The sequence below is a fragment of the Micromonospora pattaloongensis genome, from assembly GCF_900107255.1.
GTDB lineage: Bacteria > Actinomycetota > Actinomycetes > Mycobacteriales > Micromonosporaceae > Micromonospora_I > Micromonospora_I pattaloongensis.
The window spans coordinates 621,727-645,103 of record NZ_FNPH01000001.1; the positions used below are offsets into that span (position 1 = coordinate 621,727).

The window sequence follows — 23,377 nt, forward strand, 5'->3', positions numbered from 1 at the left end:
GCATGTCAGACCTTCTCGCCGAACTACGCGCGGCCCTCCCCGACGGCGCGGTGCTGACCGACCCCGATCTGCTCCGCGGCTACCGGCGCGACGAGGCCGACCTCTGCGCATACGGGATGCCGGCGGTGGTGGTGCGGCCGCGCAGCACGGACGAGGTGGTCGCGGTGGTCCGGGCCGCCGCCGCGCGCGGGGTCCCGGTGGTCCCGCAGGGCGCCCGCACCGGCCTGGCCGGCGCGGCCAACGCGGTCGACGGCGCGGTCGTGATCGCGATGACCGCGATGGACCGGATCGTCGAGATCGACCCGGTCAACCGGATCGCCGTGGTCCAGCCCGGCGTGGTCAACGCGGCGCTCGCCCGCGCGGTCGCCGAACAGGGCCTGCGCTACCCGCCCGACCCCGGCTCGTGGGAGTCGTCCACGATCGGCGGGAACGTCTCGACCAACGCCGGCGGGATGTGCTGCGTCAAGTACGGGGTCACCACGGAGTACGTCCTCGGCCTGGAGGTCGTGCTCGCCTCCGGCGAGGTGCTGCGCACCGGGCGGCGCACCGCCAAGGGCGTCGCCGGCTACGACCTGACGCGGCTCTTCGTCGGCTCCGAGGGGACGCTCGGGATCATCACCGAGATCACGGTGGCGCTGCGCCCGGCTCCCGAGGACTCGCTCACCCTGGTCGCGGTCTTCCCGTCCACCGCGGCGGCCGGGGCGGCGGTCGCGGCCATCTCGTCGGCCGGGCTGACCCCGAGCCTGCTGGAGCTGCTGGACCGGACGCACCTCGGCGCGATCGAGGCGTACCAGCCGATGGGGCTGCGCACGGACGCCAAGGCGCTGCTGCTCGCCGCGGCCGACACGGGCGCGCGGGCGGCGGCGGAGCTGGAACGGATCGCCGAGCTCTGCACGGCGGCCGGCGCCGACGAGGTCTACGCGGCCACCGACGCGGTGGAGGCCGCGGCGCTGCTGCAGGCCCGCCGGCTGGCGCACCCGGCGATGGAGAAGTTCGCCCTGGACGCGTTCCCGGGCGGCAACGGCGGGCTGATCATCGACGACGTCGCCGTGCCGCGCACCGCGCTGGCCGCGCTGCTCGACGGCATCGAGAAGGTCTCCGCCGAGTACGGCGTGCCGATCGGCGTCGTCGGCCACGCCGGCGACGGCAACCTGCACCCCAACATCGTGGTCGACCGGGCCGACCCGGCCAGTGTGGAGCGGGGGCGGCTCGCCTTCGACGCGATCATGCAGATCGCGCTCTCGATGGGCGGCACCTGCACCGGCGAGCACGGCGTGGGGCTGCTCAAGCGCGACTGGCTGGCGCGCGAGATCGGCCCGGTGGGCGTACGGGTGCACCAGGCGATCAAGGCGGCGCTGGACCCGGCCGGCCTGCTCAACCCCGGCAAGGTGTTCTGAGGAACGGTCTCCCTATCGGCGGACCTACTGCGGCGAGGGGAGCTCGACGGGCCCGCTGTCGGCGGCGCGGTCGGCGGCGAAGCCGCGCACGTCGTGGGCGCCCATCCGGGCCGCGTCGGCGGTGGCGTCGTCGGGCATCTGCTGCGACTCCCGCTCGGCCGCCACCCGCGCCCGGTAGTGCTCCACCTCGCGGGCGCGCACCGCCGCGTCCCAGCCCAGCACGGAACCCATGATCTCCGCGACGTGCTCGGCGGACTCCGACCCGCGGTGCACGGTCTCGATCGAGATCCGCGTGCGCCGGGTCAGCACGTCGTCGACGTGCAGCGCCCCCTCCGCCCGGGCGGCGTACGCGATCTCGGCGGCCACGTACTCGGGGGCGCCGGCGACCGGAGTGGCCAGCAGCGGGTCCGCCGCCATCATCCGGAGCAGCTCGACGGTGAGCGAGCCGTACCGCTCCAGCAGGTGTTCGACCACGCCGGCCGGTACGCCGTGCCGCCGCGCCAGGTCCGCCCGGTCTCGCCACATCGCCGCGAACCCGTCGGCGCCGAGCAGCGGCAGATCCGCGGTGCGGGACGGGCGGTCGATCCCGAGCCGGCGCACCGCCCGGTCGACGACGTCGCTGGCCATCACCCGGTAGGTGGTGTACTTGCCGCCCGCGACCAGCAGCAGCCCGAGCATCGGCTCGACCACCGCGTGCTCGCGGGAGAGCTTCGACGTCGACTCGGCCTCGCCGGAGAGCAGCGGCCGCAGTCCGGCGTAGACGCCCTCGATGTCCGAGGTGGACAGCGGCCGGTCGAGCACCGTGTTGACCTGCTCCAGCAGGTAGTCGATGTCGCGCGCCGAGGCCGCCGGGTGCGCCCGGTCCAGCTGCCAGTCGGTGTCGGTGGTCCCGATGATCCAGTGCCCGCCCCAGGGGATGACGAAGAGCACCGACGTCGGGGTACGCAGGATCAGCCCCGCCTCCCCGGTGATCGCCGAACGTGGCACGACGAGGTGGACGCCCTTCGAGGCCCGTACCCGCAGCCCCGGCCGGACCCCGACGTCGCCGAGCATCCGCGACAGGTCGTCGCTCCACACCCCGGTGGCGGCGATGACCGTCCGCGCGCTCACCTCGAACTCGGCGTCCGGCGAGCCGGGGGCCGCCTCCATGTCCCGCACCCGGACACCGGTCACCTCGCGCGCCTGACGCTTCAGGCCGACCGCGCGGGCGCTGGTCACCACGGCCGCCCCGAGGCTCGCCGCGGTGCGGGCCAGCGTGACCACCAGGCGCGCGTCGTCGACCTGCCCGTCGTAGTAGCGGATCGCCCCCGCGAGCGCCTCCGGGCGCAGGCTCGGGAAGATCCGCCGCGCCCCCTCGCGGGTCAGGTGCCGGTGCAGCGGCATCCCCCGACCGCCGCCGAAGAGACCCGCGAACGCGTCGTACGCCGCGACCCCGGTGCCGTAGTACGACCGCCGCCAGGCCCGGCCGGGGAGTCCGGCGACCCCCTCGCCCGCCGGCAGCGGGACCAGGATCGGCACCGGTCGCACCAGGTGCGGCGCGAGCCGGGTGGCGAGCAGCCCGCGCTCGGTGAGCGCCTCGTGCACGAGATGGAACTCCAGCTGCTCCAGGTAGCGCAGGCCGCCGTGGATGAGCTTGCTGGACCGGCTGGACGTGCCGGCGGCGTAGTCGCGCGCCTCGACCAGCGCGACCTTGAGGCCGCGGGCGGCGGCGTCGACGGCGGCGCCCGCGCCGGTCACCCCGCCGCCGATGATGAGCACGTCGAAGCGCTCGCCGCGCAGGCGACGCAGGTCGTCGGCGCGGCGCTGGGCCGAGAGCTGGCCGGCGGTGTACCGGGAAACGGCAGGATCACGCACGCCTCCACGGTATCCCCCGCATCGGCAGATCTCATCGGTTGTCGACCCCGTCGTACTGTGTCCGGCATGCACCCCGGCCCTCCGTACCTGCCGCCACCACCGGTGATGCCGCCGCCCGCGCCCCGGAGCAACCCGTGGCCGGTGGTCGCGGCAGCGTTGATCGGACTCGGCGCGGTCGTGTTCACGGTCACCACCCAGGCCGGCGGCTGGCTCGTCGAGCAGTTGCTGCTGACGATGGGGGTCGATCAGCCAGCCTGGACCCGGCCGCTGACCGGTCTGCTCGACGCGCTGGTGGTGGGGCTGCCGGCCGGGCTGCTCGCCGTGCTGCCGCGCGCGGCCGGGGTACGCGCCGCCGGTCGCGCCTGGACGCTCGGTGCCGCCGCGCTGGGCGCGCTCGGCCTGCTGCGGGCCATCCCGCCGGCCCGGCACGAGCTCTATCTGGCCGCGCTGGCGGTGGTCGCCGCCGGCGGCGCCCTGGCGGTACGCCGGCTGCGCGGCGGGCCCGCCGGCCGGGGCCCGCAGAGCAGTCCCGAGGGCGACGAACACCGGGCGGCGGAGCCGGCGACGCCAGCCCTGTTCGCGTTCGCCGCCGGGCTGGCGCTGCTGCTGCCCTGGCTGGCGCTGGGGGCGCTCGGCGGCCTGACCGAGACCGCGCTCGCGGTCGCGGCGGCCGCGGCGCTCGGCTGGCTCGCCGCGGCGATCCTGGACCGGCCCTTCTGGGCGGCGTACGACGGGGGGTCCGGACGGCCGGCGGTCCGGCTGGTCCTGCTCGGCGGTCTGGTCGCCGGGGTCGCGCTGTCGCTCGTCGCCGCCGGCGCCGGGCAGAGCGGCGCGCAGTTGCCCGCGCTGCTCGTCCTGCCGGCCACGGCGTTCGCGGCGGCCGCGCTGTCCCGGGGCGGCGGCCCCGCCCCGGTCGGCTGGCTGGTCGGGCCCGCCGCGCTCGGTCCGCTGGCCTTCGCCGATCCCGAGGAGATCTCCCTGGTCCTCGCGATCGGGCGCGACGTGCCGTTCTGGGTGGCGGTCGCCGCCGCCGGCTCCCTCGCCGTCGCGCTCGGGCTCGCCCTCGGGTACGCGGGCGTGTTCGGTCGACGCCGCCCGGCCGCACCCCGCCGGGCGGTCGGGGCGCTGACCGTCGCGGCCGTGCTCGCCGGGGCGGCCGGGGTGTACGTCGGCGCGGGCCAGCCGGGGCTGCACGGCGAGAAGCTCTTCGTGGTGCTGAAGGCGCAAGCCGACCTGAGCGGTATCGCGGATCTGGGAGTGGGCGGCCCACCGGGGCAGGTCGGCCGGGACGCGCGGGTCGCCGAGGTCTACCGGCGGCTGGTCGCGCACGCGCAGCGCTCCCAGGCGGGGCTGCGGCGCGATCTGGACCGGTGGCGCCTGGACTACCGGCCCTACTACCTGGTCAACGCGATCGAGGTGGACGGCGGCCCGGCGGTGCGCGCCTGGCTGTCCCGCCGCGCCGACGTGGACCGGGTGCTGCTCAGCCAGCAGCTCCGGCCGCTGCCGGCCGCGCCCCCGACCGAACGCGGCGGGGAGGCCGGGCCCTCCGCCCCGCCCTGGAACGTCACGATGATCCGCGCCGACCGGGTCCGGTCCGAGCTCGGCGTGGACGGCTCGGGGATCGTCGTGGGCTCGTCGGATTCCGGCGTGGACGGCGCCCACCCCGCGCTCGCGGCCGGCTTCCGCGGCGGCGACGACTCCTGGTACGACCCGTGGAACGGCACCCGTACCCCGACCGACCATGCCGGCCACGGCACCCACACGCTCGGCTCCGCGGTCGGCGCCGCGCACGTCGGCGTCGCGCCGGGCGCGCGCTGGGTCGGCTGCGTCAACCTTGACCGCAATCTCGGCAATCCCGCCCGCTACCTGGACTGTCTACAGTTCATGCTGGCGCCGTTCCCGCCCGGCGGCGAGGCGTTCGCCGACGGTCGGCCGGAGCGCGCCCCGCACGTGCTGACCAACTCGTGGGGCTGCCCACCGATGGAGGGCTGCGACCCGCGCGCGCTGGCCCCGGCCACGGCCGCGTTCGCCGCCGCCGGGATCTTCGTGGTGGCCGCCGCCGGCAACACGGGGCCGTCCTGCGGGTCGGTCGAGGATCCACCGGCGATCTACGAGGACGTGCTGACGGTCGGCGCGGTCGACGCGCGGCGCCGGGTCACCGACTTCTCCAGCCGCGGGCCCACCCCGGACGGGTCGGTGAAGCCGGACCTGGTCGCGCCGGGCGCTGACGTGCTGTCGGCGATGCCCGGCGGCGGGTACGCCCGGCTCGACGGGACGTCGATGGCGACGCCGCACGTCGCCGGGGTGGTCGCGCTGATGTGGTCGGCGAACCCCCGGCTCATCGGCGACCTGCCGCGCACCCGTCAGCTCCTCACCGGCACCGTGACGCCGGTGACGAGCGGGCAGGGGTGCGGCCCGACCGGCAACGTCGACGGCGCGGGTCTGGTCGACGCGTACGCGGCGGTGCGGGCCGCCCGCGGCTGACGCCCCCTCGCCAAGCCCACGCCGACTCCCTATGGTCGGCGGCCATGGATCCCGAATTCTCGATCGAAGAGTTGACCGACGCCGACCTGCCCGCCGTGGTGGCGCTGTGCGGCGCGGCGTTGGACCTGCCGGAGGACGCGACCGAGGCCGCGCAGATCGTGTCGTGTCTGTGGGGCGGGGCCGGGTCGGCCCGGGCGTTCGGGTTCGCCGCGCTGGTCGGCGGCGCGCTGCGCGGCGTCGTGCTCGCCTCGGTGGGGCGGCGCGACGCGTCGGCGGGCCACATCGATCTCGTCGCCGTGCATCCGGCGGCGCGCCGGCGCGGCATCGCCCGGGCGCTGCTGCGCCGCGCCGAGTCGGCGCTCGCGGCCCGCGGCGTCACCGACGTGTGGCTGGCCGGGAACCCGCCGCACTACGCGTGGCCCGGGATCGACGTGCGCTACACCCCGGCGGTCTGCGCCGCGCTGGCGCTGGGCTACGGGCACGAGCGTACGGCGTGGAACATGACCGCCGAGCTGTCGGCGCCGGAATCGCCCGCGCGGCGGCCGACCGCCCCCGCCGAGCGGCGGCTCGCCGCCGCGGGGGTGACGGTCCGGGCGGCGACCGTTGACGACCTGCCGGCGCTCACGGCGTTCGCGGACACCGCCTTCGGCGGCTCGTGGGCCGGGGAGCTGGCCGGTTCGGTGGCGCGGCCGGGCGCGGGGTGTCACCTCGCGGAACGCGACGGCGAGCTGCTCGGGTTCGCCGCGTACGGGTCGTGCCGGCCGAGTTGGTTCGGGCCGATGGGGACGGCGCCGGCGGCGCGGGGACTCGGGATCGGCGGGGTGTTGCTGCGGCGGTGTCTGCGCGACCAGCACGCGGCCGGTCAGGCGCGCGCGGAGATCGGCTGGGTGGGGCCGGTGGAGTTTTACGCGGACAACGCCGGGGCATGGATCCGCCGGGTGTTTTTCCTGTATCGCAAAGAGTTGTAGTTAGTCAGACACATCCGATTTGTACGACAGGATGAAGGTGTGGATCCGGACCGACGCGACGCCACCGGCGACCTCTCCAACACGTCCTCTTCCGCCGCACCCCGCGACAGCGGGGCCGAGCCGACCCACCACGGCGCCGTCGTTCTGGTCTCCGGCGCGGCCGCCCTCGGCGGCTTCCTGTTCGGCTACGACACGGCGATCATCAACGGCACCGTGGACGCCATCGAGGCCGAGTTCCACATGTCCGCCGGGCTGCTCGGCTTCGTTGTCTCGTCGGCGCTGCTCGGCTGCGCGGTGGGCGCCTGGTTCGCCGGCCCGTTGGCCGACCGCGTCGGCCGGGTCCGGGTCATGCTCATCGCCGCCGCCCTGTTCGCGGTGAGCGCGATCGGATCCGGGCTGGCGGTAGGCCCGGTCAGCCTGGCGGTATGGCGGATCGTCGGCGGGCTCGCGATCGGCACGGCGAGCGTCATCGCGCCCGCGTACATCGCCGAGATGTCGCCGGCCGGGCTGCGCGGCCGGCTCGGATCGCTGCAGCAGCTCGCCATCGTGCTCGGCATCTTCATCTCGCTGCTCGTCGACTACGCCCTCGCGCGGGTCGCGGGCGGCGCCGCCGAGCCGGTGCCGTGGGGCGGCGCGGCCTGGCGCTGGATGTTCGTCTCCGCGGCGATCCCGGCCGTCGTCTACGGCGTGTTGGCGTTGCAGATCCCCGAGTCGCCGCGCTTCCTCGTGAAGCAGCGCCACCTCGACCAGGCGCGTCGGGTGCTGGCCCGGTTCGTCGGGGGCAATGTGGACGCGCGGCTGCGCGAGATCAGTCGGTCGCTGGCGGGCGGCGAACAGAAGGTGCACCTGTCGGAGCTGCGCGGCCCGCGCTTCGGCCTGCTCCCGATCGTCTGGGTCGGCATCCTGCTCTCGGTGTTCCAGCAGTTCGTCGGCATCAACGTCATCTTCTACTACTCGACCACGCTCTGGCGCGCCGTCGGCTTCTCCGAATCGGACGCGCTGCTGACCAGCGTCATCACCAGCATCACCAACATCGTCACCACGCTGGTGGCGATCGCGCTGATCGACCGGATCGGGCGCAAGCCGCTGCTGGTGATCGGCGCGAGCGGCATGGTCGTCACGCTCGGTGTCCTCGCCTGGTGCTTCAGCACCGCCACCGGGTCGGGCGCGAGCCTCACGCTGGACCCGACGGTCGGGAAGATCGCGCTCGTCGCCGCCAATCTCTACGTCGTCGCCTTCGGCATGAGCTGGGGTCCGGTCGTCTGGGTGCTGCTCGGCGAGATGTTCAACAACCGGATCCGGGCCACCGCGCTGGCGGTCGCCGCGGCCGCCCAGTGGGTCGCCAACTGGCTGGTCTCCACCAGCTTTCCGGTGCTCGCGGACCTCGGCCTGACCTTCGCGTACGGCCTTTACACGCTCTTCGCCGCGCTTGCTCTGATCTTCGTGCTCCGCGCGGTACGCGAAACGAAGGGGCGCGAACTGGAGGAGATGTAACCGGACGCGGCGCGCGTTGCCGCCGATAGCCCCGTTCGGCCGTAGCGGCTCTGGACGGTCACCTACGGTGACGAGGGAAGGAGGCGGTCATGGCCAACGACAAGGAACCGCCGGACGATCTCCACACCGCGACCCGGGCCCACCTCGTGGGGACGCCGTCCACGGAGGCGGCCGGCGGCCGGCTCGACTACGCGGGCACGGTCGAGCCGGACGATCTGGACGAGGTCGGGTTCGACGAATCGATCGAGTTGGTGGACGCGCCGGTGCGGCAGGTGCCGGAGAGCGTGTCCCGGGCGGAGAAGAGACATAACCAGCCACGGCACTAGGGCACGGCCCGGCGGTGCGGCGACATGAAGAAGGGGCGGACCGCTGACGCGGCCCGCCCCTTCGACGTGGAACAGGTGGTCACCTGATTCCTGGTGGAATCAGAAGTCCATCTCCCCGCCGCCCGGCGCACCGGCCGGGGCCGGGGTCTTCTCCGGCTTGTCCGCCACCACGGCCTCCGTGGTGAGGAACAGGGCCGCGATCGACGACGCGTTCTGCAGCGCCGAACGGGTCACCTTGGCCGGGTCGATGATGCCCGCGCTGAGCAGGTCCACGTACTCGCCGGACGCGGCGTTGAGGCCGTGACCCGCTTCGAGGTTGCGGACCTTCTCCACGACGACGCCACCCTCAAGGCCGGCGTTGACGGCGATCTGACGCAGCGGGGCGTCCAGCGCGAGCCGGACAATCTGCGCACCGGTCGCCTCGTCGCCGACGAGGTCCAGCTTGTCGAAGGCGGTCTTGCCGGCCTGCACCAGCGCGACGCCACCACCGGGGACGATGCCCTCCTCGACGGCCGCCTTCGCGTTGCGCACGGCGTCCTCGATGCGGTGCTTGCGCTCCTTCAGCTCGACCTCGGTGGCCGCGCCGACCTTGATCACCGCAACACCGCCGGCCAGCTTGGCCAGGCGCTCCTGCAGCTTCTCGCGGTCGTAGTCGGAGTCGCTCTTCTCGATCTCGGCGCGGATCTGGTTCACCCGGCCCTGGATCTGCTCGGCGTCACCGGCACCGTCGACGATGGTGGTCTCGTCCTTGGTGATGACGACCTTGCGGGCGCGGCCCAGCATGTCGAGGCCGGCGGCCTCGAGCTTGAGGCCGAGCTCCTCGCTGATGACCTGGCCACCGGCGAGGATGGCGATGTCGTTCAGCATGGCCTTGCGGCGGTCGCCGAAGCCCGGGGCCTTGACGGCGACGGACTTGAACGTGCCGCGCACCTTGTTGACGACCAGGGTGGCCAGGGCCTCGCCCTCGACGTCCTCGGCGATGATCACCAGCGGCTTGCCCGACTGCATGACCTTCTCGAGGATCGGCAGCAGGTCCTTGACCGAGGAGATCTTGCTGTTCGCGATCAGGATGTAGGGCTCGTCGAAGACGGCCTCCATCCGCTCGGGGTCGGTCATGAAGTAGGCCGAGATGTAGCCCTTGTCGAAGCGCATACCCTCGGTGAGCTCAAGCTCCAGGCCGAAGGTGTTGCTCTCCTCGACGGTGATGACGCCTTCCTTGCCGACCTTGTCCATCGCCTCGGCGATGATCTCACCGACGGTGCTGTCACCGGCGGAGATCGACGCCGTCGAGGCGATCTGCTCCTTGGTCTCGACGTCCTTGGCGAGCTTGGCGAGCTCCTCCGCCACGGCGCCGACGGCGGCCTCGATGCCCCGCTTCAGGGCCATCGGGTTCGCGCCGGCCGCGACGTTGCGCAGGCCCTCCCGGACCAGCGCCTGGGCGAGGACGGTCGCCGTCGTCGTGCCGTCACCGGCCACGTCGTCGGTCTTCTTCGCGACCTCCTTGACCAGCTCAGCGCCGATCTTCTCGTAGGGGTCCTCGAGCTCGATCTCCTTGGCGATGCTCACACCATCGTTGGTGATGGTGGGGGCGCCCCACTTCTTCTCGAGCACCACGTTGCGGCCCTTGGGGCCCAGCGTCACCTTAACGGCGTCGGCGAGGGTGTTCATACCCCGCTCGAGGCCGCGGCGCGCCTCCTCTTCGAACGCGATCATCTTGGCCATACGGCGTTGTCCTCCTGGACGCTCGCGGCACCCGGGCCCCTGTCGGGCCCGCCGATGCCGCCTGCTTTACGCACCTTCGGACGTCACTACCTGGCGACAGTGACGTCCGCCGGCCGGGCCGGATAGCCCGCGACGACCGGCCCGCGTCGCTCGCTCCTTCTGGAAGTCCGCGACCGTGGCCCCACCGCCCCGACCATTGGCACTCACCGAGTGCGAGTGCCAATGACTTGTTTAGCACTCTCCCCTGCCGAGTGCAAGCCGCTTGGAGCGCCCGCAACCCCCGGCTCATCCGAGTTCGTCCGCGGGGCGGGCCGCGGTCACCGGAGCTCCCGGCCGCGCCGCTCGGCGTACATGACGACGGGACCGAGGAGCTGTCCGCGGTAACGACGCCGGCCCGGTCGCGCACGATGCGGATCCGGTCATGAAACAGGCGGAACGATCGGCCGATGACATCGGACCGCTCGGTCGAAGAAGCACAGCGGGGCCGACCAGACTCAGCGCGAACGCGAGACAGATGCCGGGCAGGCACAACCGCAGATTCCGACGGTGACGATCAGAACGCGCCGCGGGCTCCAGCCCCACCGTCGCCAGGCAGCGCCGCAGGCCGTACCGGAGCGCGGCGCCGAGCCGGACGCGCCGGACGGGGCCGAGTACGAACGAGGGCGCCGGTCTCACGTCGTGAGGACCGACACCCTGCGCCGATCATGGAGCCGTGAGGCTCAGGCGATAACGCGGACCTTCTCGGCCTGTGGACCCTTCTGACCCTGCGCGATCTCGAACTCCACGCGCTGGCCGTCATCGAGCGCCTTGTAACCGTCCATCTCGATGGCCGAGAAGTGGACGAAGACGTCCTCCCCCCCGTCGACCGCGATGAAACCGTAGCCCTTTTCGCTGTTGAACCACTTCACGGTGCCCTGTGCCACGGTGCACTTCCTCACTTCGATGGTGCTGGGTCGCGACAACCCCCGGCAGGAGCGTTCGCTTGCCGGAGCCGCCGGTCCGCGGCCCGTGATGGTCCGGCGAAAACAGCGGCCGAAACCGCACGCTACACGAGGTCTCCCAGCGGCGCACTACCCCAAAAAGGACAGTCTGGGCCTGCCTGTCCTGTTCGTCGAAGCCGGACCGGTGACACTGTCATTGATCGGTCATGGTCTGTTTGAAACGCCGTCCGGAACGGGGTCGAGCCGCACGCCGACACGGGCCCGGAGATCGACGCGCGTTCACGCCGGGGCCCCCGGCCGCCCGGCCGGGGGCGGCGGTCTCACGGCGTGGTCGGTGCTCGACCGCCGCGGCTGACCGACGGGTAACCGGCCTGCCCCCGACCCGCGACCTCGGCGGCATGCCACCATGATCTGCGTGACCGGAGCGGGGGTGACCGTACGCCGCATCCGTGCGGCGGATGCCGGACGGATGCGCGCGCTGCGCCTCGAGATGCTCGCCGACGCGCCGCTCGCCTTCATCGAGACGCTGGCCGAGGCGGCGGCCCGCCCGCACCGGGAGTTCGCGTCCCGGGTGGCCCGGCTATCGGTCGGCGACGAGGCCGCGCAGTTCGTCGCGGAGGCGGACGGGCGGTTGGTGGCGCACGCCGGCGGGCTGGTGGCGCCGGACGATCCGACGATCACCGTGATCTTCGCGGTCTACATCACGCCGGCCTGGCGGGGACGCGGCCTGCTCGGCCCGCTCGTCGAGGCGGTGGCGACGTGGTCGAAATCGGTCGGCCGGCCGGAGCTGCTGCTGGAGGTGGTGGTCGGCAACGACCGGGCCTACCGGGCGTACCGTCGGATCGGGTTCGTCGACACCGGCGTGCGGGTGCCGCACCCCACCGTCCCGACGCTGACCGAGCTGCAGATGCGCCGGATGGCGTGAGGGCCCCTCCGCGACGCCGGAAGGGCCCTCGTCGCGACGTCAGCGGTGCCGGCGGGACTGGACGATCCGGAACCGGTTCGCAACGTACGCGCCGTCGGTGAGCGCGGCGTTGGCCGCCGGGTTCGCGCCGCTGCCGTGGAAGTCGGAGAAGGCGGCGGACTGGTTGACGAAGACGCCGCCGGTGAGGTTGCACGACAGGTGCACCCCGACCTCCAGAGCGACCGACTCCGCGGCGTCCAGCACCGCCTCGTCGGTGGAGTAGACCGCCGCGGTGAGCGCGCCCTTCTCCCCGACCGTGGAGCGGAGGATCTCCAGGCTGTGCGCAGTGGAGTCGGTCGCGATCGCGAACGAGATCGGGCCGAACCACTCGCGGGAGTAGGTGCCGGTGTCGGCGGCGTCCAGCTGCACGATCGTCGGGGTACGCACCACCGCGCCCGGGAAGGACGGGTGCTCGACCGGCCGGGACTCCAGCACCGGCTCACCGACCTTGGTCACCTCCTCCAGCCGCTCCAGCACGCCGTCGTTGACGATCGCGCCGGTCAGCTCGACGCCGCGCGCCGGGTCAGCGGTGAGCTTGCCGACCGCCGCCGCGATGCCCGCCGCCACCTCGACGAAGCTCTTGTGCCCCTGGTCGGTCTCGATGCCGTCCCGCGGGATCAACAGGTTCTGCGAGGTGGTGCACATCTGGCCGCTGTAGAGGGTCAACGTGAAGCCGAGATTGCGGCACAGCCCGGCGAAGTCGTCGGTGGAGTCGATGACCACCGTGTTCAGGCCGGCCTTCTCGGTGTAGACCGACGCCTGCCGCGCGTTCGCCTCCAGCCAGTCGCCGTACTCGGTCGAGCCGGTGAAGTCGACGATCCTCACCTCGGGGCGGGTGGCGAGCGTCGACGCCAGCCCCTCGCCCGGCGCCTCGGGCGCCAGCAGCACCAGGTTCGGGTCGAAGCCGGCCTCGGCGAGCACCTCTCGGGCGTACCTCACGGTGATCGCGAGCGGCAGCACCGCACGCGGGTGCGGCTTGACGATCACCGGGTTCCCGGTGGCCAGCGAGGCGAAGAGGCCGGGATACGAATTCCAGGTGGGGAACGTGTTGCAGCCGATCACCAGCGCGACGCCCCGCGGCACCACATGGAAGGTCTTGGTCATCCGCAGCGGGTCGCCCTTGCCGGCCGGCTTCTCCCAGTCGGCGGTGCCGCGGTGCCAGGTCATCTCCGCGTACGCGTAGGCCAGTGCCTCCAGCGCCCGGTCCAGCGCGTGCGCGCCGCCGGCCTGGAACGCCATCACGAAGGCCTGTCCGCTGGTGAACTGCACCGCGTTGGCCAGCTCGAAGATGTTGGCGTGCAGCCGGGCGAGGATCTCCAGGCAGACGCCGAGCCGGGTGGCCGGGCCGGCGTCGCGCCAGGCGGGCAGGGCGGCGGTGGCCGCGGCGATCAGCGCGTCCGGGTCGCCGTGCGGGTAGCGCACGTCCAGGTCCACGCCGAACGGGCTCGACTCGGTGGCCACCCGGTCCCGCGCGCCGGGCTGGTCGAGCGGGAAGTCCCGTCCCAGGTAGGCCCGGAAGGCGACCTCGCCCTCGGCGGCGGCGTTCTCGCCGTAGACGCGGGGGCTGGGCGACTCGGGGTAGGCCGACCAGTAGCCGCGCTCGGCGATCGCGGTCAGCGCCCGACCGAGGGTGTCGGCATGCTTGGCGTACAGGGGGTGCGGGGTCTCCGTCATGCCAGTCATCATGCATCCCCGCCGTCACACGCGCGAGGACCGGTGATCATCAGCGCCGGCACGGGGTCGCGTGCCATGCTCGGGGCATGGCGGGACCGCAGGTGTTACGCACCGCGCTCACCTGGGCGAACGGCACCAGCGTCGTCGGGCTGGCGCTGGCGCTCGCGGCGCGGACCGCGCTGCGGCGCGGCCCGGACGGGGTGCTGCTGGCCGGCGGCTACCGCTTCCCGGCGCCGAAGCAGCCACTCTTCACGATCGGGTCGGTGATCTTCACCCGCACCACCGCCGGCTGGCTCTCGGAGCACCCCGCGCTGGTGGCGCACGAGAGCCGGCACGTCACCCACTACGCGCTGCTCGGCCCGCTCTACTGGCCGGTCTACTGGGCGGCGAGCGCCTACTCCGCGGCGCTGACCGGCGACTTCTTCAGCCGCAACGTCCTGGAGCGGCACGCCGGCCTGGACGCCGGCGGTTACGGCGAGCGCCCGCTGCGCCCCTGGGCAACGCGACTGCGCGCCGCGGTGACGCGCGGCTAGATCGGCTGCTGCCAGTGGACCCACCGGTCCACCGGGCGGAACCCCAGCGCCTCGTTGATCGCGATCATGTGCTCGTTGGAGGCCGCGTTCCAGGTGTCCACCACGGTCAGCGCCGGCTCGTGCGCCAGCACGTACCGCAGGTTCTCGACCTTCGCGATCAGCCCGAGCCGGTGCCCGCGGTGGCCCGGATCCACGATGGTGATCCCCTGGAACGCGTGCCAGTCGGTCGAGGCGGCGAGCTCCAGAGTGGTCCACGCGACGAGCCGGCCCGACGCCTCGTGCCGCAGCCCCGAGTGGTACATCCGCAGGCCCCACGCGGCGATCGCCTCCTCGGTCTCGCGCACCCGGACGGCGTCCACCTGCTCGGGCTCCCAGGCCAGCTCGCCCCTCGGCGCATCCGTGGAGAGCCGCGCGTCGAGATAAGCGACGTCCTCGACGTACTCCTCGGGCACCGCGCCGTGCCACCGCACCACGCGGTAGCCGGCGGCGCGCGGCGCGTTCGCGGCGAGCAGCTCCGACAGCGCCGGCGAGTCCACCCGGGAGACGTCCAACCGCCGGCGCACCTCCGCGAGCGCCGGCACCGCGCCGACCGCGGCCGCGAAGGCGCTGCCACCGGAGGGCCCCTCCACGGCGGCTCCGACGAGCCGTTTGCGCCCCAGCTCGCGGGCCCGACGGACGGCGTACCGGTGCAACGCCCGCCCGACGCCGCGCCGCCGGCTCCCGGGGTGCACGGTCAAATCCACCACGACGTTGTCGAGGTTGTCCCGCTGCGGCAGCTGCAGCACCAGGAATCCGGCCGCCACACCCCCGGCGTACGCCAACGCGCGCTCGAAGCGAGTGCTCGGCCGGTCATGCCGCAGCCGCCCGAAGAAGTGCTGGCGGCAGACCGGCGGGAAATCGGGAAGGTCGGCGGCGGTGCCGGCCGCGACGATGCCGTACGCCTGCTCGGCGGCGACGGGATCGGCGGGATCGATGGCGGCGACGGCGATGTCCATGCGTCGAGCGTGCCGGTGCGGCGACGCGGTCGCCACCGATTTACTCGGCCGCGAAACGTTGGTCGGGAGGACGCTCGCACAGCGCCTCCGGCGCTGGGTCGTTGGAAGCCCGGGTGAGATTGTTGCCAAGCTCTGGTCGGGTCCTTACGGCGATGCGTCCTCCCGCACGCAGCATCCTGCGTCTCCCTGAAGCCGACGTCAAGTCCGGGTGTGCGAGTTTTCTCAACCTATGGCAAATGGACGACTACGCCCTGCACAGGCCGCCGGGCCGAACAGGCGCCGGTACGTCGGCCGTCAGCTGATGAGACGCCGGTAGCGCTATCCGAGCAGCCCCGCCTCGCGCACCGACCGCAGCGACGGCTTCACCCGGTGCGTCGGGCCGACCTGCGACGCCACCGCGTCGATGGTCTTCAGCCCCTCGCCGGTGTTGTAGACGACGGTCTCGGCGTCCGGGTCCAGCCGGCCGCTCTCCACCAGCTTCTTCAACACGGCCACCGTCACCCCGCCGGCGGTCTCGGCGAAGACCCCGGTGGTGCGGGCCAGCAGCCGGATGCCCTCGCGGATCTCCTCGTCGGTGGCGTAGTCCATCCAGCCGCCGGTCCGGCGCACCGCCTCCAGGGCGTACAGGCCGGCCGCCGGATCGCCGATGTTCAGCGACTTCGCGATGCCGGTCGGCTTCACCGGGGTGATCGCGTCACTGCCGTCGTGCAGCGCGGTCGCGATGGGGTTGCAGCCGGCGGACTGGGCGCCGAAGACCCGCCAGCCGTTGGCCGGCGCCTCCACCAGGCCGATCTCCACCAGCTCGCTGAACGCCTTGTCGACCTTGGTCAACAGCTCGCCGCTCGCCATCGGGATCACCACCTGCTCGGGGATCCGCCAGCCGAGCTGCTCGGCCACCTCGTAGCCGAGCGTCTTCGAGCCCTCGGCGTAGTACGGCCGGACGTTCACGTTGACGAACGCGGTGTCCTCGAACTCGTCGGTCTCGACCAGTTCGCTGCAGAGCCGGTTGACGTCGTCGTACGAGCCGTCGATCGCGACCAGGTCGCCGCCGTAGACCGCGGTGGTGACCACCTTGCCCGGCTCCAGGTCGCCGGGGATGAACACGATCGACGGCACCCCGGCGCGGGCCGCGTGCGCGGCGACCGAATTGGCCAGGTTGCCGGTGGAGGCGCAGGCGAAGCGGGTGAAGCCGAGACCGCGGGCGGCGGTCAGCGCGACCGAGACGACGCGGTCCTTGAACGAGTGGGTCGGGTTGGCGCTGTCGTCCTTGACCCACAGCGGCGCCCGCAGGCCCAGCTCGGCGGCGAGCGCGGGCGCGGCGACCAGCGGCGTCAGGCCGGGGTCGAGGGTCACCCGGCTGGCCGGGTCCTGGCCGGCGGGGAGCAGCCCGGCGTAGCGCCAGAGGTTCTGCGGGCCGGCCTCGATCTGCGCGCGGGTCACCCGGGCGAGCGCCGCGGGGTCGTAGCCGACCTCGAGCGGGCCGAAACACTCGTAACAGGCGTGCTGCGCGGCGAGCGGGTATTCGGCGCCGCAGCCGCGACAGACCAGGGCACGGGCGGGGCTGGCGGAGACCGGGGCGTCGGTGTCGCGTCCGTCGAGAATCGACGTCATCAGAGGCCTTCCTCTCATCTTTCCCCACACGCCGCATTGCGCGACGGGGGACGGATTTGGCACCTGCCTCACGTGGCCTCGCCGTCGAGTCGCGTGAAGTGGTTGCCGGGGCGTCATCGGGCCGTATCCCTCAGCCCCTCTGGATGAGGTATTCAGTTGTGCCGCAGAGTCTACGACCTGCGGGTTGCGATCCCGAGAGGGATTCTCGAGGTGTGATTTACGAGACGACGTCCTTGCGGGTGAAGCGCCAGAACGCGAGCGACCAGAAGAGGGTGGCGTAGCAGATGGCCGAGATGCAGCCGCGGACGATGTCGTCGGTCTGGATCGGCGTCGACAGCAGCCCCAGCCACGCGGTGCTGTAGTGGGTGGGCAGGAAGTCCCGCAGCGCCCCGAGCGCGGTGATCTGGTCGAGGATGCTGGAGAGGATCCAGAGCAGCACGGCGCCGCCGACCGCGCCGAGCGCCGCGTCGGTCGAGACCGACAGCAGGAACGCCAGCCCAGCCACGATCATCAGCATCACCGCGAGGTAGCCGAGGATGCCGAGCAGCCGCAGCACCCCCTCGCCGGCCGGGATCTCCGCCGCGATGGTGCTGCGCAGAGGACTCCAGCCGTAGCGCAGGGTGCCGACCAGCAGCGCGGTGCCGGCGAGCAGCAGCAGGGCGAGCACCGAGTACGCGAGCGCGACGACCAGCTTGACCGCGAGCAGCCGGGCCCGCGGCACCGGGATGGCCAGCAGGTACCGCAAGCTGCCCCAGCTCGCCTCGCTCGCCACCGTGTCGCCGCAGAACAGCGCGACGATCACCACCAGCAGGAACGACGCCGACACGAAGATCGAGAAGAGCGTGAAGTTGAGGCCGCCGGAGGTGGCCATCTCGACCAGGCTGCCGAACTCGCCGCGCCCGTTGTCCTCGTCGCCGTTGCCACCGAACTGGAACGCGGCGAGCACGATCAACGGCAGCACGACCATGAACCCCAGCGCCAGCTGGGTGCGGCGCCGCGACGCCTGCCGCCGCAACTCCGTCCAGACCGACAGCGTCGCGTGCGGCCGATAGCCGGCCGCCGCCCCCGCCGACGCCTCATCGTGCAGTACGGACATCAGCGGTCCCCGCTTCCCCGAGAGCTCTCGCCGACCAGGGCGAGAAACGCGTCCTCCAGCCGGCGCCGCGGCATCACCCGGTCCACCGCGATCCCGGCGTGCACCAGCTCGGCCACCACCTCGCTGCGCTGCCGGCCGTCGATGTCGACGACCAGCCCGGTGCCGCCCTCGGTGGCCGTCGTGCGGACCCCGGCCAGCCGCTCCAGCACCCGCTGCGCGGCCTCGACGTCCGACACGTCGAGGTGGACGCTGGGCGACTCGCCGACCAGCTCGGCGACCGGCCCGGACGCCACGATGGCGCCCTTGTTCACCACCACCGCGTGCGTGCAGGTCTGCTCCACCTCGGCGAGCAGGTGACTGGAGACCAGCACCGCCCGGCCACCGGTGGCGTACCGCTTGAGCACCCGGCGCATCTCGGCGATCTGCGGCGGGTCGAGTCCGTCGGTCGGTTCGTCGAGCACCAGCAGCTCGGGCAGGCCGAGCATCGCCTGGGCGATTGCCAGCCGCTGCTTCATACCGTGGCTGTACGTCTTGATCTTCCGGTGCACCGACTCGCCGAGCCCGGCGATCTCCAGCGCCTCCTCGAAGTGCGCGTCCTCCAGCGACCGCCCGGTCGCCCGCCAGTACGAGCGCAGGTTCTCCAGCCCGCTCAGGTGCGGCAGGAAGCCGGGCCCCTCGACCAGCGCCCCGATCCGGGACAGCACCGGCGAGCCGGGGACCAGCCGGCGCCCGAAGACGTAGATCTCCCCGGCGCTCGGCTGGGTCAGCCCCATCAGCACCCGCAGCGTCGTCGTCTTGCCGGCGCCGTTCGGCCCCAGCAGCCCGACGACCTGGCCCCGGTCGACCGTGAAGTCGACGTGCGACACCGCGACGAAGCCGTCGGCGTACTCCTTGCGGAGGTTCCGGACGACCAGCGGGGTGTCGGCGTACTCCGGGGTCACCGAGGTGTCGGTGCGGCGGTGCCGCCGCCGCACGACCAGCAGGACCAGGGCGAGCCCCACCGCGATCGCCACCAGCAGACCGAAGAGCACCCAGCGCCAGAGCACGCCCGGGGTGGCGATCGGGTCGCCCGGCACGGTCGGCAGCGCGACCGTCGCGGTGTTGCCGTCCCCGAGCCCGACCGTGTAGACCGCCGGCTCCGACGGGGTCGCGAACCCCTGATCGGCGGTGGCGACCACGACGCGCAGCCGGTTGCCGGCCTCGACGCGCTGCACGATCGCCGGCAGCGTCACGGTGATCGGCCGCGCCTGCGCGATGTCGGTCGGCAGGCCGGTCAGCCGGACCGGCGCGATCAGCCCGCTGGACAGCGTCGACCCGCCCTGGGGATCGACGTCGTAGAGCTTGACGAAGAGCACCGCCTCGCCGGTCGGCGACGCGGCCCGGATCGTCACGGTGGGCGCGCCGACCACGTCGACCGGGCGGTCCAGCGGCTGCGAGTCGAAGCGCGCGTGCTGCCCCGCCAGGTCGCCGGCGATCCCGTCGAGCAGCGACGAGAGTCCCTGGGCCATCGGCAGTGACGAGATCGCCGCCGGGTTGCCGGCGGGCGGGTTCGCGATCGACTGCGGCTGTCCGCCGACGATCACGCCCTGGGTGGCCCGACCGGCCAGGCCGGGATAGTCGGCGGTGGAGTAGCCGGTGGCCACCAGCCCGCGGTCGAGCGCGTTGAAGCCGGCGATCCGCGACCAGGTGAAGCTCCGGTCCGGCTCCGGCCCCTCCCCCTTGACGTAGTGGCCGAGCCACTGCGCGGTGAGGTACTTCAGCCGATCCCGGTCCGAGTCCGGCCCGGAGCCGCCGTCGTGCCCCCCGGTGAACCAGGCGACCCGCACCGGCGTGCCGTTCGCGGCGATGCCGCGGGCGTTGGCATCCGCCTCCGCCAGCGGGAAGAGGGTGTCGGCCGCGCCCTGGATCAGCAGCGTCGGGGCCTTGATCCGGTCGAGCACCCCGGCCGGGCTGGAGCGACGCAGCAGCGCGACCGCCTCCTCGGTGCCGCGCCCCGTCGCGCCGATCTGCAGGTACGCCTCGCAGACCTCGCGGGCGAAGCGGCCGCACTGCGGGTCGACGCCGCGGTTGCCGGGCGGGACGACCCGACCCGGCGGCGCGGTCGCGCCCGGGCTGGCCGGGGGGGCCGGCGACGGCGGGCGCACCCCCGGCGCCGGGCTCCCGGTCGGCGCGGGTGACGGCGGGGCGCCCGCCCCGCCGCCGGCGGCGCCCGGGTCCACGCCGGGCGGCTCCGGTGTGCCGAGGTTGCCGAAGCCGCCGATGCCGCCCGGCCCGGCCGATCCGCTGCCGAAGAAGAGTCCCGCCCAGCCCTTCTTGAGTACCCCGTTCACCGGCTGGCCCCCCGTGGACTCGGGCAGGAAGGCGCGCGCCAGGTCGTTCCAGGTGATCATCGGGACGATCGCGTCGACCCGCTTGTCCTGCGCCGCGAGCAGCAGCGCCAGCCCGCCGCCGTACGAGCCGCCGACCACGCCCACCCGCGGGTCCCCCGCGGCGTCGGTGCGGATCTCCGGGCGGGCGGCGAGCCAGTCCAGCAGCCGCTGCGCGTCGCGTACCTCGTAGTCCGGGTGGTCCAGGTGGATCTGCCCGCCGCTGCGGCCGAAGCCCCGCGCCGTGAAGGTCAGCACCGCGTACCCGATCCCGGCCAGGTCCTCGGCGTCGGTCCTGACGGTGCGCTTCGTGCCCCCGAAGCCGTGCGCGAGCAGCACCGCCGGCACCTTCCGGCCGGGCCCGGCCTCCTTCGGCAGGTAGAACGTGGTGTCCAGGTCGACCGGCTCGTCACCGCCCGGCCCGGAGCGCACGGTGATCATGCGTTCCTCGGCGGTGTACGCCTTCGACTCCGGCCACACCGCCCAGACGACCGCGCCGACGAGCAGGGCAAGCAGCACCGAGCCGGTGACGACCCGGCGACGGGTCATCCGCGGCAGGGCACGGCGAAGCCGTGCCGACAGCGGGGTAGGCATGCCGACACGTTACGGCCACCGGGCCGACCGGTGCCTGAGAAGTCTCTCAGCGCCCCTCGTCGGTGTCGACCTGCGTGCTGGCGGGCACCCCCCGGCTAGTCTCGGCGCGTGGCGGATCGCGATCTCACCCTGACGGCGAGCCTGCGGCCGGCGGCGTTGGACGCCCGGCGCGGCATCGTCCGGCTGCACCCCGAGGTCCTCGCCGCGCTCGGGCTCAGCACCGGCGATCCGGTCCGGCTCGCCGGCCGGCGCGTCACCGCCGGCATCGTCGCGCGGGCCCGGACGGGCGCGAGCCGTGCACTGCTCTACGCCGACGACCTGACCCTCGGCAATCTCGGCGTCCGCGACGGCGACCAGGTCACGGTCTCCCCGTCCCCGGTCGCCGCGGCGCGGCGGGTCGTCCTCACCGGACCGCCCGAGATCGCCGCCGCGGTGCCGGCGGAGATGCTCCGGCTCGCGCTGCTCGGCAAGGTGGTCACGCCCGCCGACGACGTCTCGCTGCTCCCCCAGGACGTGCTCCCCGACGCGGCCACCCGACCGCTGATCGAGGCCGCGCGCCGCAGCCTCGCCACCACCGTCGGGTACGCCTGGACGAGCGCGCTGCTCACCGTCTCGACCACCGAGCCGGCCGGGTCCGTGCTGGTCACGATGGACACCGTCGTCGGCTGGCGCGACGGGCCGGCCACGCACGGCCCGAGCCCCGCCGACGTCACGCCCGCGGCCGTCGCCTCCGGCACCGGCACCGTGCCCGAGGGCGCCCCCAGCCTCGACGAGCTGCCCGGGCTGCGCGCCCCGGCGCAGCAGCTCACCGAGCTGTTCGACCTCGGCTTCCACCACCGGGAGGTGCTGAGCCGACTCGGCACCACCATCTCGCTCGGCGTGCTGCTCTCCGGCCCCGCCGGCTCCGGGAAGTCGGCGCTGGTCCGGGCGGTCGCGGCCACCGTCGGGGCGCGGCTGGTCTCCGTGTGGGGGCCGGAGGTGGCGGCGCTGACCAACGACGCCGCGGCGGCCCGGCTGCGCGCGGCGACCGCCTCGGTGGTGCGCGGCGACGGCCCGGCCGTACTCCTGATCTCGGACGTCGAGGCGCTCGCCCCGCGCGACCAGCCCGACCCGGTCGCCACGGTCTTCCGGCAGGTGCTCGCCGAGGCGGTCGCCGCCGGCGCGGCCGTGGTCTGCGCGACCAGCCGCCCGGAGGCCGTCGACCCCGGGCTGCGCGCCCCGGACCTGCTGGCGCTGGAGGTGACGGTCCCGCTGCCGGATGCCGCGCTCCGGCGCGAACAGCTGGCCGTGCTGACCCGCGCCATGCCGCTCGCCGAGGACGTCCGGCTCGACGAGGTCGCCGGGCGTACCCCCGGCTTCGTCTTCGCCGACCTGGCCGCGCTGGCCCGCGAGGCCGGGGTCCGGGCGGCGCTGCGCCAGAAGTCCGCGCCGACGCCGACCGTGACGATGGCCGACTTCACCGCGGCGCTCGAGGTGGTCCGCCCGACCTCGATGGCGTCGTCGACCCTGGAGATCGCCGAGGTGTCCCTCGACGACGTCGGCGACCTGGTCGAGGTCAAGGAGGTGCTGACGGAGGCGGTGCTCTGGCCGCTCAACTATCCGGACACTTTCGCCCGGCTGGGCGTGAAACCGCCGCGCGGGGTGCTGCTCTACGGCCCGCCCGGCTGCGGCAAGACATTCCTGGTGACCGCGCTCGCCGGCACCGGGCGGGCGAACGTGCTCTCGGTCAAGGGCGCGGAGCTGCTGTCCAAGTGGGTCGGCGAGAGCGAACGCGCCGTCCGCGAGCTGTTCCGCCGGGCCCGCGAGGCCGCGCCCACGCTGGTCTTCCTCGACGAGGTCGACGCGCTCGCGCCGGTGCGCGGCCAGGCCAGCGACGGGGGTACGACGGACCGCGTGGTCGCGGCCCTGCTGACCGAGCTCGACGGCGTCGAGGCGCTGCGCGACGTGGTCGTGATCGGGGCGACGAACCGTCCGGACCTGATCGACCCGGCGCTGCTCCGCCCCGGCCGGCTGGAACGACTGGTCTACGTGCCACCGCCGGACGCCACCGCCCGGGTGGAGATCCTGCGGGCGGCGTCGAGGTCGGTGCCGCTCGCCCCGGACGTCGAGCTGGCGTCGCTCGCCGAGACGCTCGACGGCTTCTCGGCCGCCGACTGCGCCGCGCTGATCCGCGAGGCGGCGCTCGCCGCCATGCGCGAATCCCTGGAGGCCACCACGGTGACGGGCGCCCACGTCGCGGCGGCCCGGGACCGCGTCCGCCCCTCCCTCGACCCCGCCCAGGTCGCCCGGTTGGCCGCCTATGCCGAGCAACGCGCCGCCCTCTAGATCTGGTTGATCAAGGGATCGGCGGCGGGATCG

16 protein-coding genes and 1 riboswitch are annotated in these 23,377 nt (G+C 73.6%); of the genes, 8 read left to right on the forward strand and 8 right to left on the reverse strand.

Going from position 1 to position 23,377, the window contains the following annotated elements; translation table 11 throughout:
* The first annotated feature begins 2 nt into the window (after window positions 1-2).
* Window positions 3-1,397, forward strand: a complete 1,395-nt coding sequence (locus BLW47_RS03070) for an FAD-binding oxidoreductase (protein WP_091551065.1) — start codon at window positions 3-5, stop codon at window positions 1,395-1,397.
* Window positions 1,398-1,421: 24 nt separating this feature from the next.
* Here the strand turns inward: BLW47_RS03070 and BLW47_RS03075 are convergent, their stop codons facing one another.
* Window positions 1,422-3,251, reverse strand: a complete 1,830-nt coding sequence (locus BLW47_RS03075) for a glycerol-3-phosphate dehydrogenase/oxidase (protein WP_091551068.1) — start codon at window positions 3,249-3,251, stop codon at window positions 1,422-1,424.
* Window positions 3,252-3,317: 66 nt separating this feature from the next.
* Between BLW47_RS03075 and BLW47_RS03080 the strand changes: the two genes are divergently transcribed.
* From BLW47_RS03080 to BLW47_RS03095, 4 genes are all read left to right on the forward strand, one after another.
* Complete coding sequence (locus tag BLW47_RS03080) at window positions 3,318-5,735, forward strand: S8 family serine peptidase (RefSeq protein ID WP_091551070.1); 2,418 nt, start codon at window positions 3,318-3,320, stop codon at window positions 5,733-5,735.
* 44 nt (window positions 5,736-5,779) lie between these two features.
* Window positions 5,780-6,703: a GNAT family N-acetyltransferase gene (locus BLW47_RS03085; RefSeq protein ID WP_091551073.1), complete on the forward strand. Its 924-nt coding sequence runs from the start codon at window positions 5,780-5,782 to the stop codon at window positions 6,701-6,703.
* 39 nt (window positions 6,704-6,742) lie between these two features.
* Window positions 6,743-8,197 (forward strand): sugar porter family MFS transporter, encoded by a 1,455-nt coding sequence (locus tag BLW47_RS03090; protein ID WP_091551075.1) that lies wholly within the window; start codon window positions 6,743-6,745, stop codon window positions 8,195-8,197.
* Between the two features lie 89 nt (window positions 8,198-8,286).
* The gene (locus BLW47_RS03095) at window positions 8,287-8,523 is read left to right on the forward strand and encodes a hypothetical protein (RefSeq protein WP_091551078.1); all 237 of its coding nucleotides are present in this window, start codon (window positions 8,287-8,289) and stop codon (window positions 8,521-8,523) included.
* A gap of 99 nt (window positions 8,524-8,622) precedes the next feature.
* Here BLW47_RS03095 and groL read toward each other — a convergent pair whose 3' ends face one another.
* Complete coding sequence (groL, locus tag BLW47_RS03100) at window positions 8,623-10,245, reverse strand: chaperonin GroEL (protein ID WP_091551081.1); 1,623 nt, start codon at window positions 10,243-10,245, stop codon at window positions 8,623-8,625.
* Between the two features lie 719 nt (window positions 10,246-10,964).
* A complete protein-coding gene (locus BLW47_RS03105) occupies window positions 10,965-11,168 on the reverse strand; it encodes a cold-shock protein (protein WP_091551083.1) in 204 nt (67 codons plus the stop codon).
* Window positions 11,169-11,592: 424 nt separating this feature from the next.
* On the opposite strand from BLW47_RS03105, the gene BLW47_RS03110 reads away from it, so the two are divergent.
* Complete coding sequence (locus BLW47_RS03110) at window positions 11,593-12,111, forward strand: GNAT family N-acetyltransferase (RefSeq protein WP_425435314.1); 519 nt, start codon at window positions 11,593-11,595, stop codon at window positions 12,109-12,111.
* Between the two features lie 39 nt (window positions 12,112-12,150).
* On the opposite strand, the gene paaN is transcribed toward BLW47_RS03110, so the two are convergent.
* The gene (gene paaN / locus BLW47_RS03115) at window positions 12,151-13,824 is read right to left on the reverse strand and encodes a phenylacetic acid degradation protein PaaN (RefSeq protein ID WP_175543477.1); all 1,674 of its coding nucleotides are present in this window, start codon (window positions 13,822-13,824) and stop codon (window positions 12,151-12,153) included.
* 86 nt (window positions 13,825-13,910) lie between these two features.
* Between paaN and BLW47_RS03120 the strand changes: the two genes are divergently transcribed.
* On the forward strand, window positions 13,911-14,357 hold the full coding sequence (locus BLW47_RS03120) for a hypothetical protein (protein WP_091551089.1): 447 nt from the start codon (window positions 13,911-13,913) through the stop codon (window positions 14,355-14,357).
* Here BLW47_RS03120 and BLW47_RS03125 read toward each other — a convergent pair.
* The 4 genes from BLW47_RS03125 to BLW47_RS03140 form a co-directional block, all read right to left on the reverse strand.
* On the reverse strand, window positions 14,354-15,352 hold the full coding sequence (locus BLW47_RS03125; protein WP_091551092.1) for a GNAT family N-acetyltransferase: 999 nt from the start codon (window positions 15,350-15,352) through the stop codon (window positions 14,354-14,356). The two genes, BLW47_RS03120 and BLW47_RS03125, sit on opposite strands and share 4 nt — an antisense overlap.
* 318 nt (window positions 15,353-15,670) lie before the next feature.
* Window positions 15,671-16,963 (reverse strand): threonine synthase, encoded by a 1,293-nt coding sequence (gene thrC / locus BLW47_RS03130; RefSeq protein WP_091551095.1) that lies wholly within the window; start codon window positions 16,961-16,963, stop codon window positions 15,671-15,673.
* 11 nt (window positions 16,964-16,974) lie between these two features.
* Window positions 16,975-17,113, reverse strand: a riboswitch (SAM riboswitch).
* A 67-nt stretch (window positions 17,114-17,180) separates the two neighbouring features.
* On the reverse strand, window positions 17,181-18,059 hold the full coding sequence (locus BLW47_RS03135; protein ID WP_091551098.1) for an ABC transporter permease: 879 nt from the start codon (window positions 18,057-18,059) through the stop codon (window positions 17,181-17,183).
* Window positions 18,059-21,019 carry an alpha/beta fold hydrolase gene (locus BLW47_RS03140; protein ID WP_091551100.1) on the reverse strand — a complete coding sequence of 987 codons (2,961 nt, stop codon included), beginning with the start codon at window positions 21,017-21,019 and terminating at the stop codon, window positions 18,059-18,061. The genes BLW47_RS03135 and BLW47_RS03140 overlap by 1 nt, the downstream gene beginning before the upstream one ends.
* Before the next feature lie 108 nt (window positions 21,020-21,127).
* On the opposite strand from BLW47_RS03140, the gene BLW47_RS03145 reads away from it, so the two are divergent.
* Window positions 21,128-23,344 carry an AAA family ATPase gene (locus BLW47_RS03145; protein WP_091551103.1) on the forward strand — a complete coding sequence of 739 codons (2,217 nt, stop codon included), beginning with the start codon at window positions 21,128-21,130 and terminating at the stop codon, window positions 23,342-23,344.
* Window positions 23,345-23,377: the final 33 nt, after the last annotated feature.

What these genes read in the sequence shown, in the direction of transcription:
- BLW47_RS03070 (WP_091551065.1), top strand. Translation starts at nt 3, where the DNA reads ATGTCAGACCTTCTCGCCGAACTACGCGCGGCCCTCCCCGACGGCGCG.
- BLW47_RS03080 (WP_091551070.1), top strand. Translation starts at nt 3,318, where the DNA reads ATGCACCCCGGCCCTCCGTACCTGCCGCCACCACCGGTGATGCCGCCG.
- BLW47_RS03085 (WP_091551073.1), top strand. Translation starts at nt 5,780, where the DNA reads ATGGATCCCGAATTCTCGATCGAAGAGTTGACCGACGCCGACCTGCCC.
- BLW47_RS03095 (WP_091551078.1), top strand. Translation starts at nt 8,287, where the DNA reads ATGGCCAACGACAAGGAACCGCCGGACGATCTCCACACCGCGACCCGG.
- groL (WP_091551081.1), bottom strand. Translation starts at nt 10,245, where the DNA reads ATGGCCAAGATGATCGCGTTCGAAGAGGAGGCGCGCCGCGGCCTCGAG.
- BLW47_RS03110 (WP_425435314.1), top strand. Translation starts at nt 11,593, where the DNA reads ATGATCTGCGTGACCGGAGCGGGGGTGACCGTACGCCGCATCCGTGCG.
- paaN (WP_175543477.1), bottom strand. Translation starts at nt 13,824, where the DNA reads ATGACGGAGACCCCGCACCCCCTGTACGCCAAGCATGCCGACACCCTC.
- BLW47_RS03120 (WP_091551089.1), top strand. Translation starts at nt 13,911, where the DNA reads ATGGCGGGACCGCAGGTGTTACGCACCGCGCTCACCTGGGCGAACGGC.
- BLW47_RS03125 (WP_091551092.1), bottom strand. Translation starts at nt 15,352, where the DNA reads ATGGACATCGCCGTCGCCGCCATCGATCCCGCCGATCCCGTCGCCGCC.
- thrC (WP_091551095.1), bottom strand. Translation starts at nt 16,963, where the DNA reads ATGACGTCGATTCTCGACGGACGCGACACCGACGCCCCGGTCTCCGCC.
- BLW47_RS03135 (WP_091551098.1), bottom strand. Translation starts at nt 18,059, where the DNA reads ATGTCCGTACTGCACGATGAGGCGTCGGCGGGGGCGGCGGCCGGCTAT.
- BLW47_RS03140 (WP_091551100.1), bottom strand. Translation starts at nt 21,019, where the DNA reads ATGCCTACCCCGCTGTCGGCACGGCTTCGCCGTGCCCTGCCGCGGATG.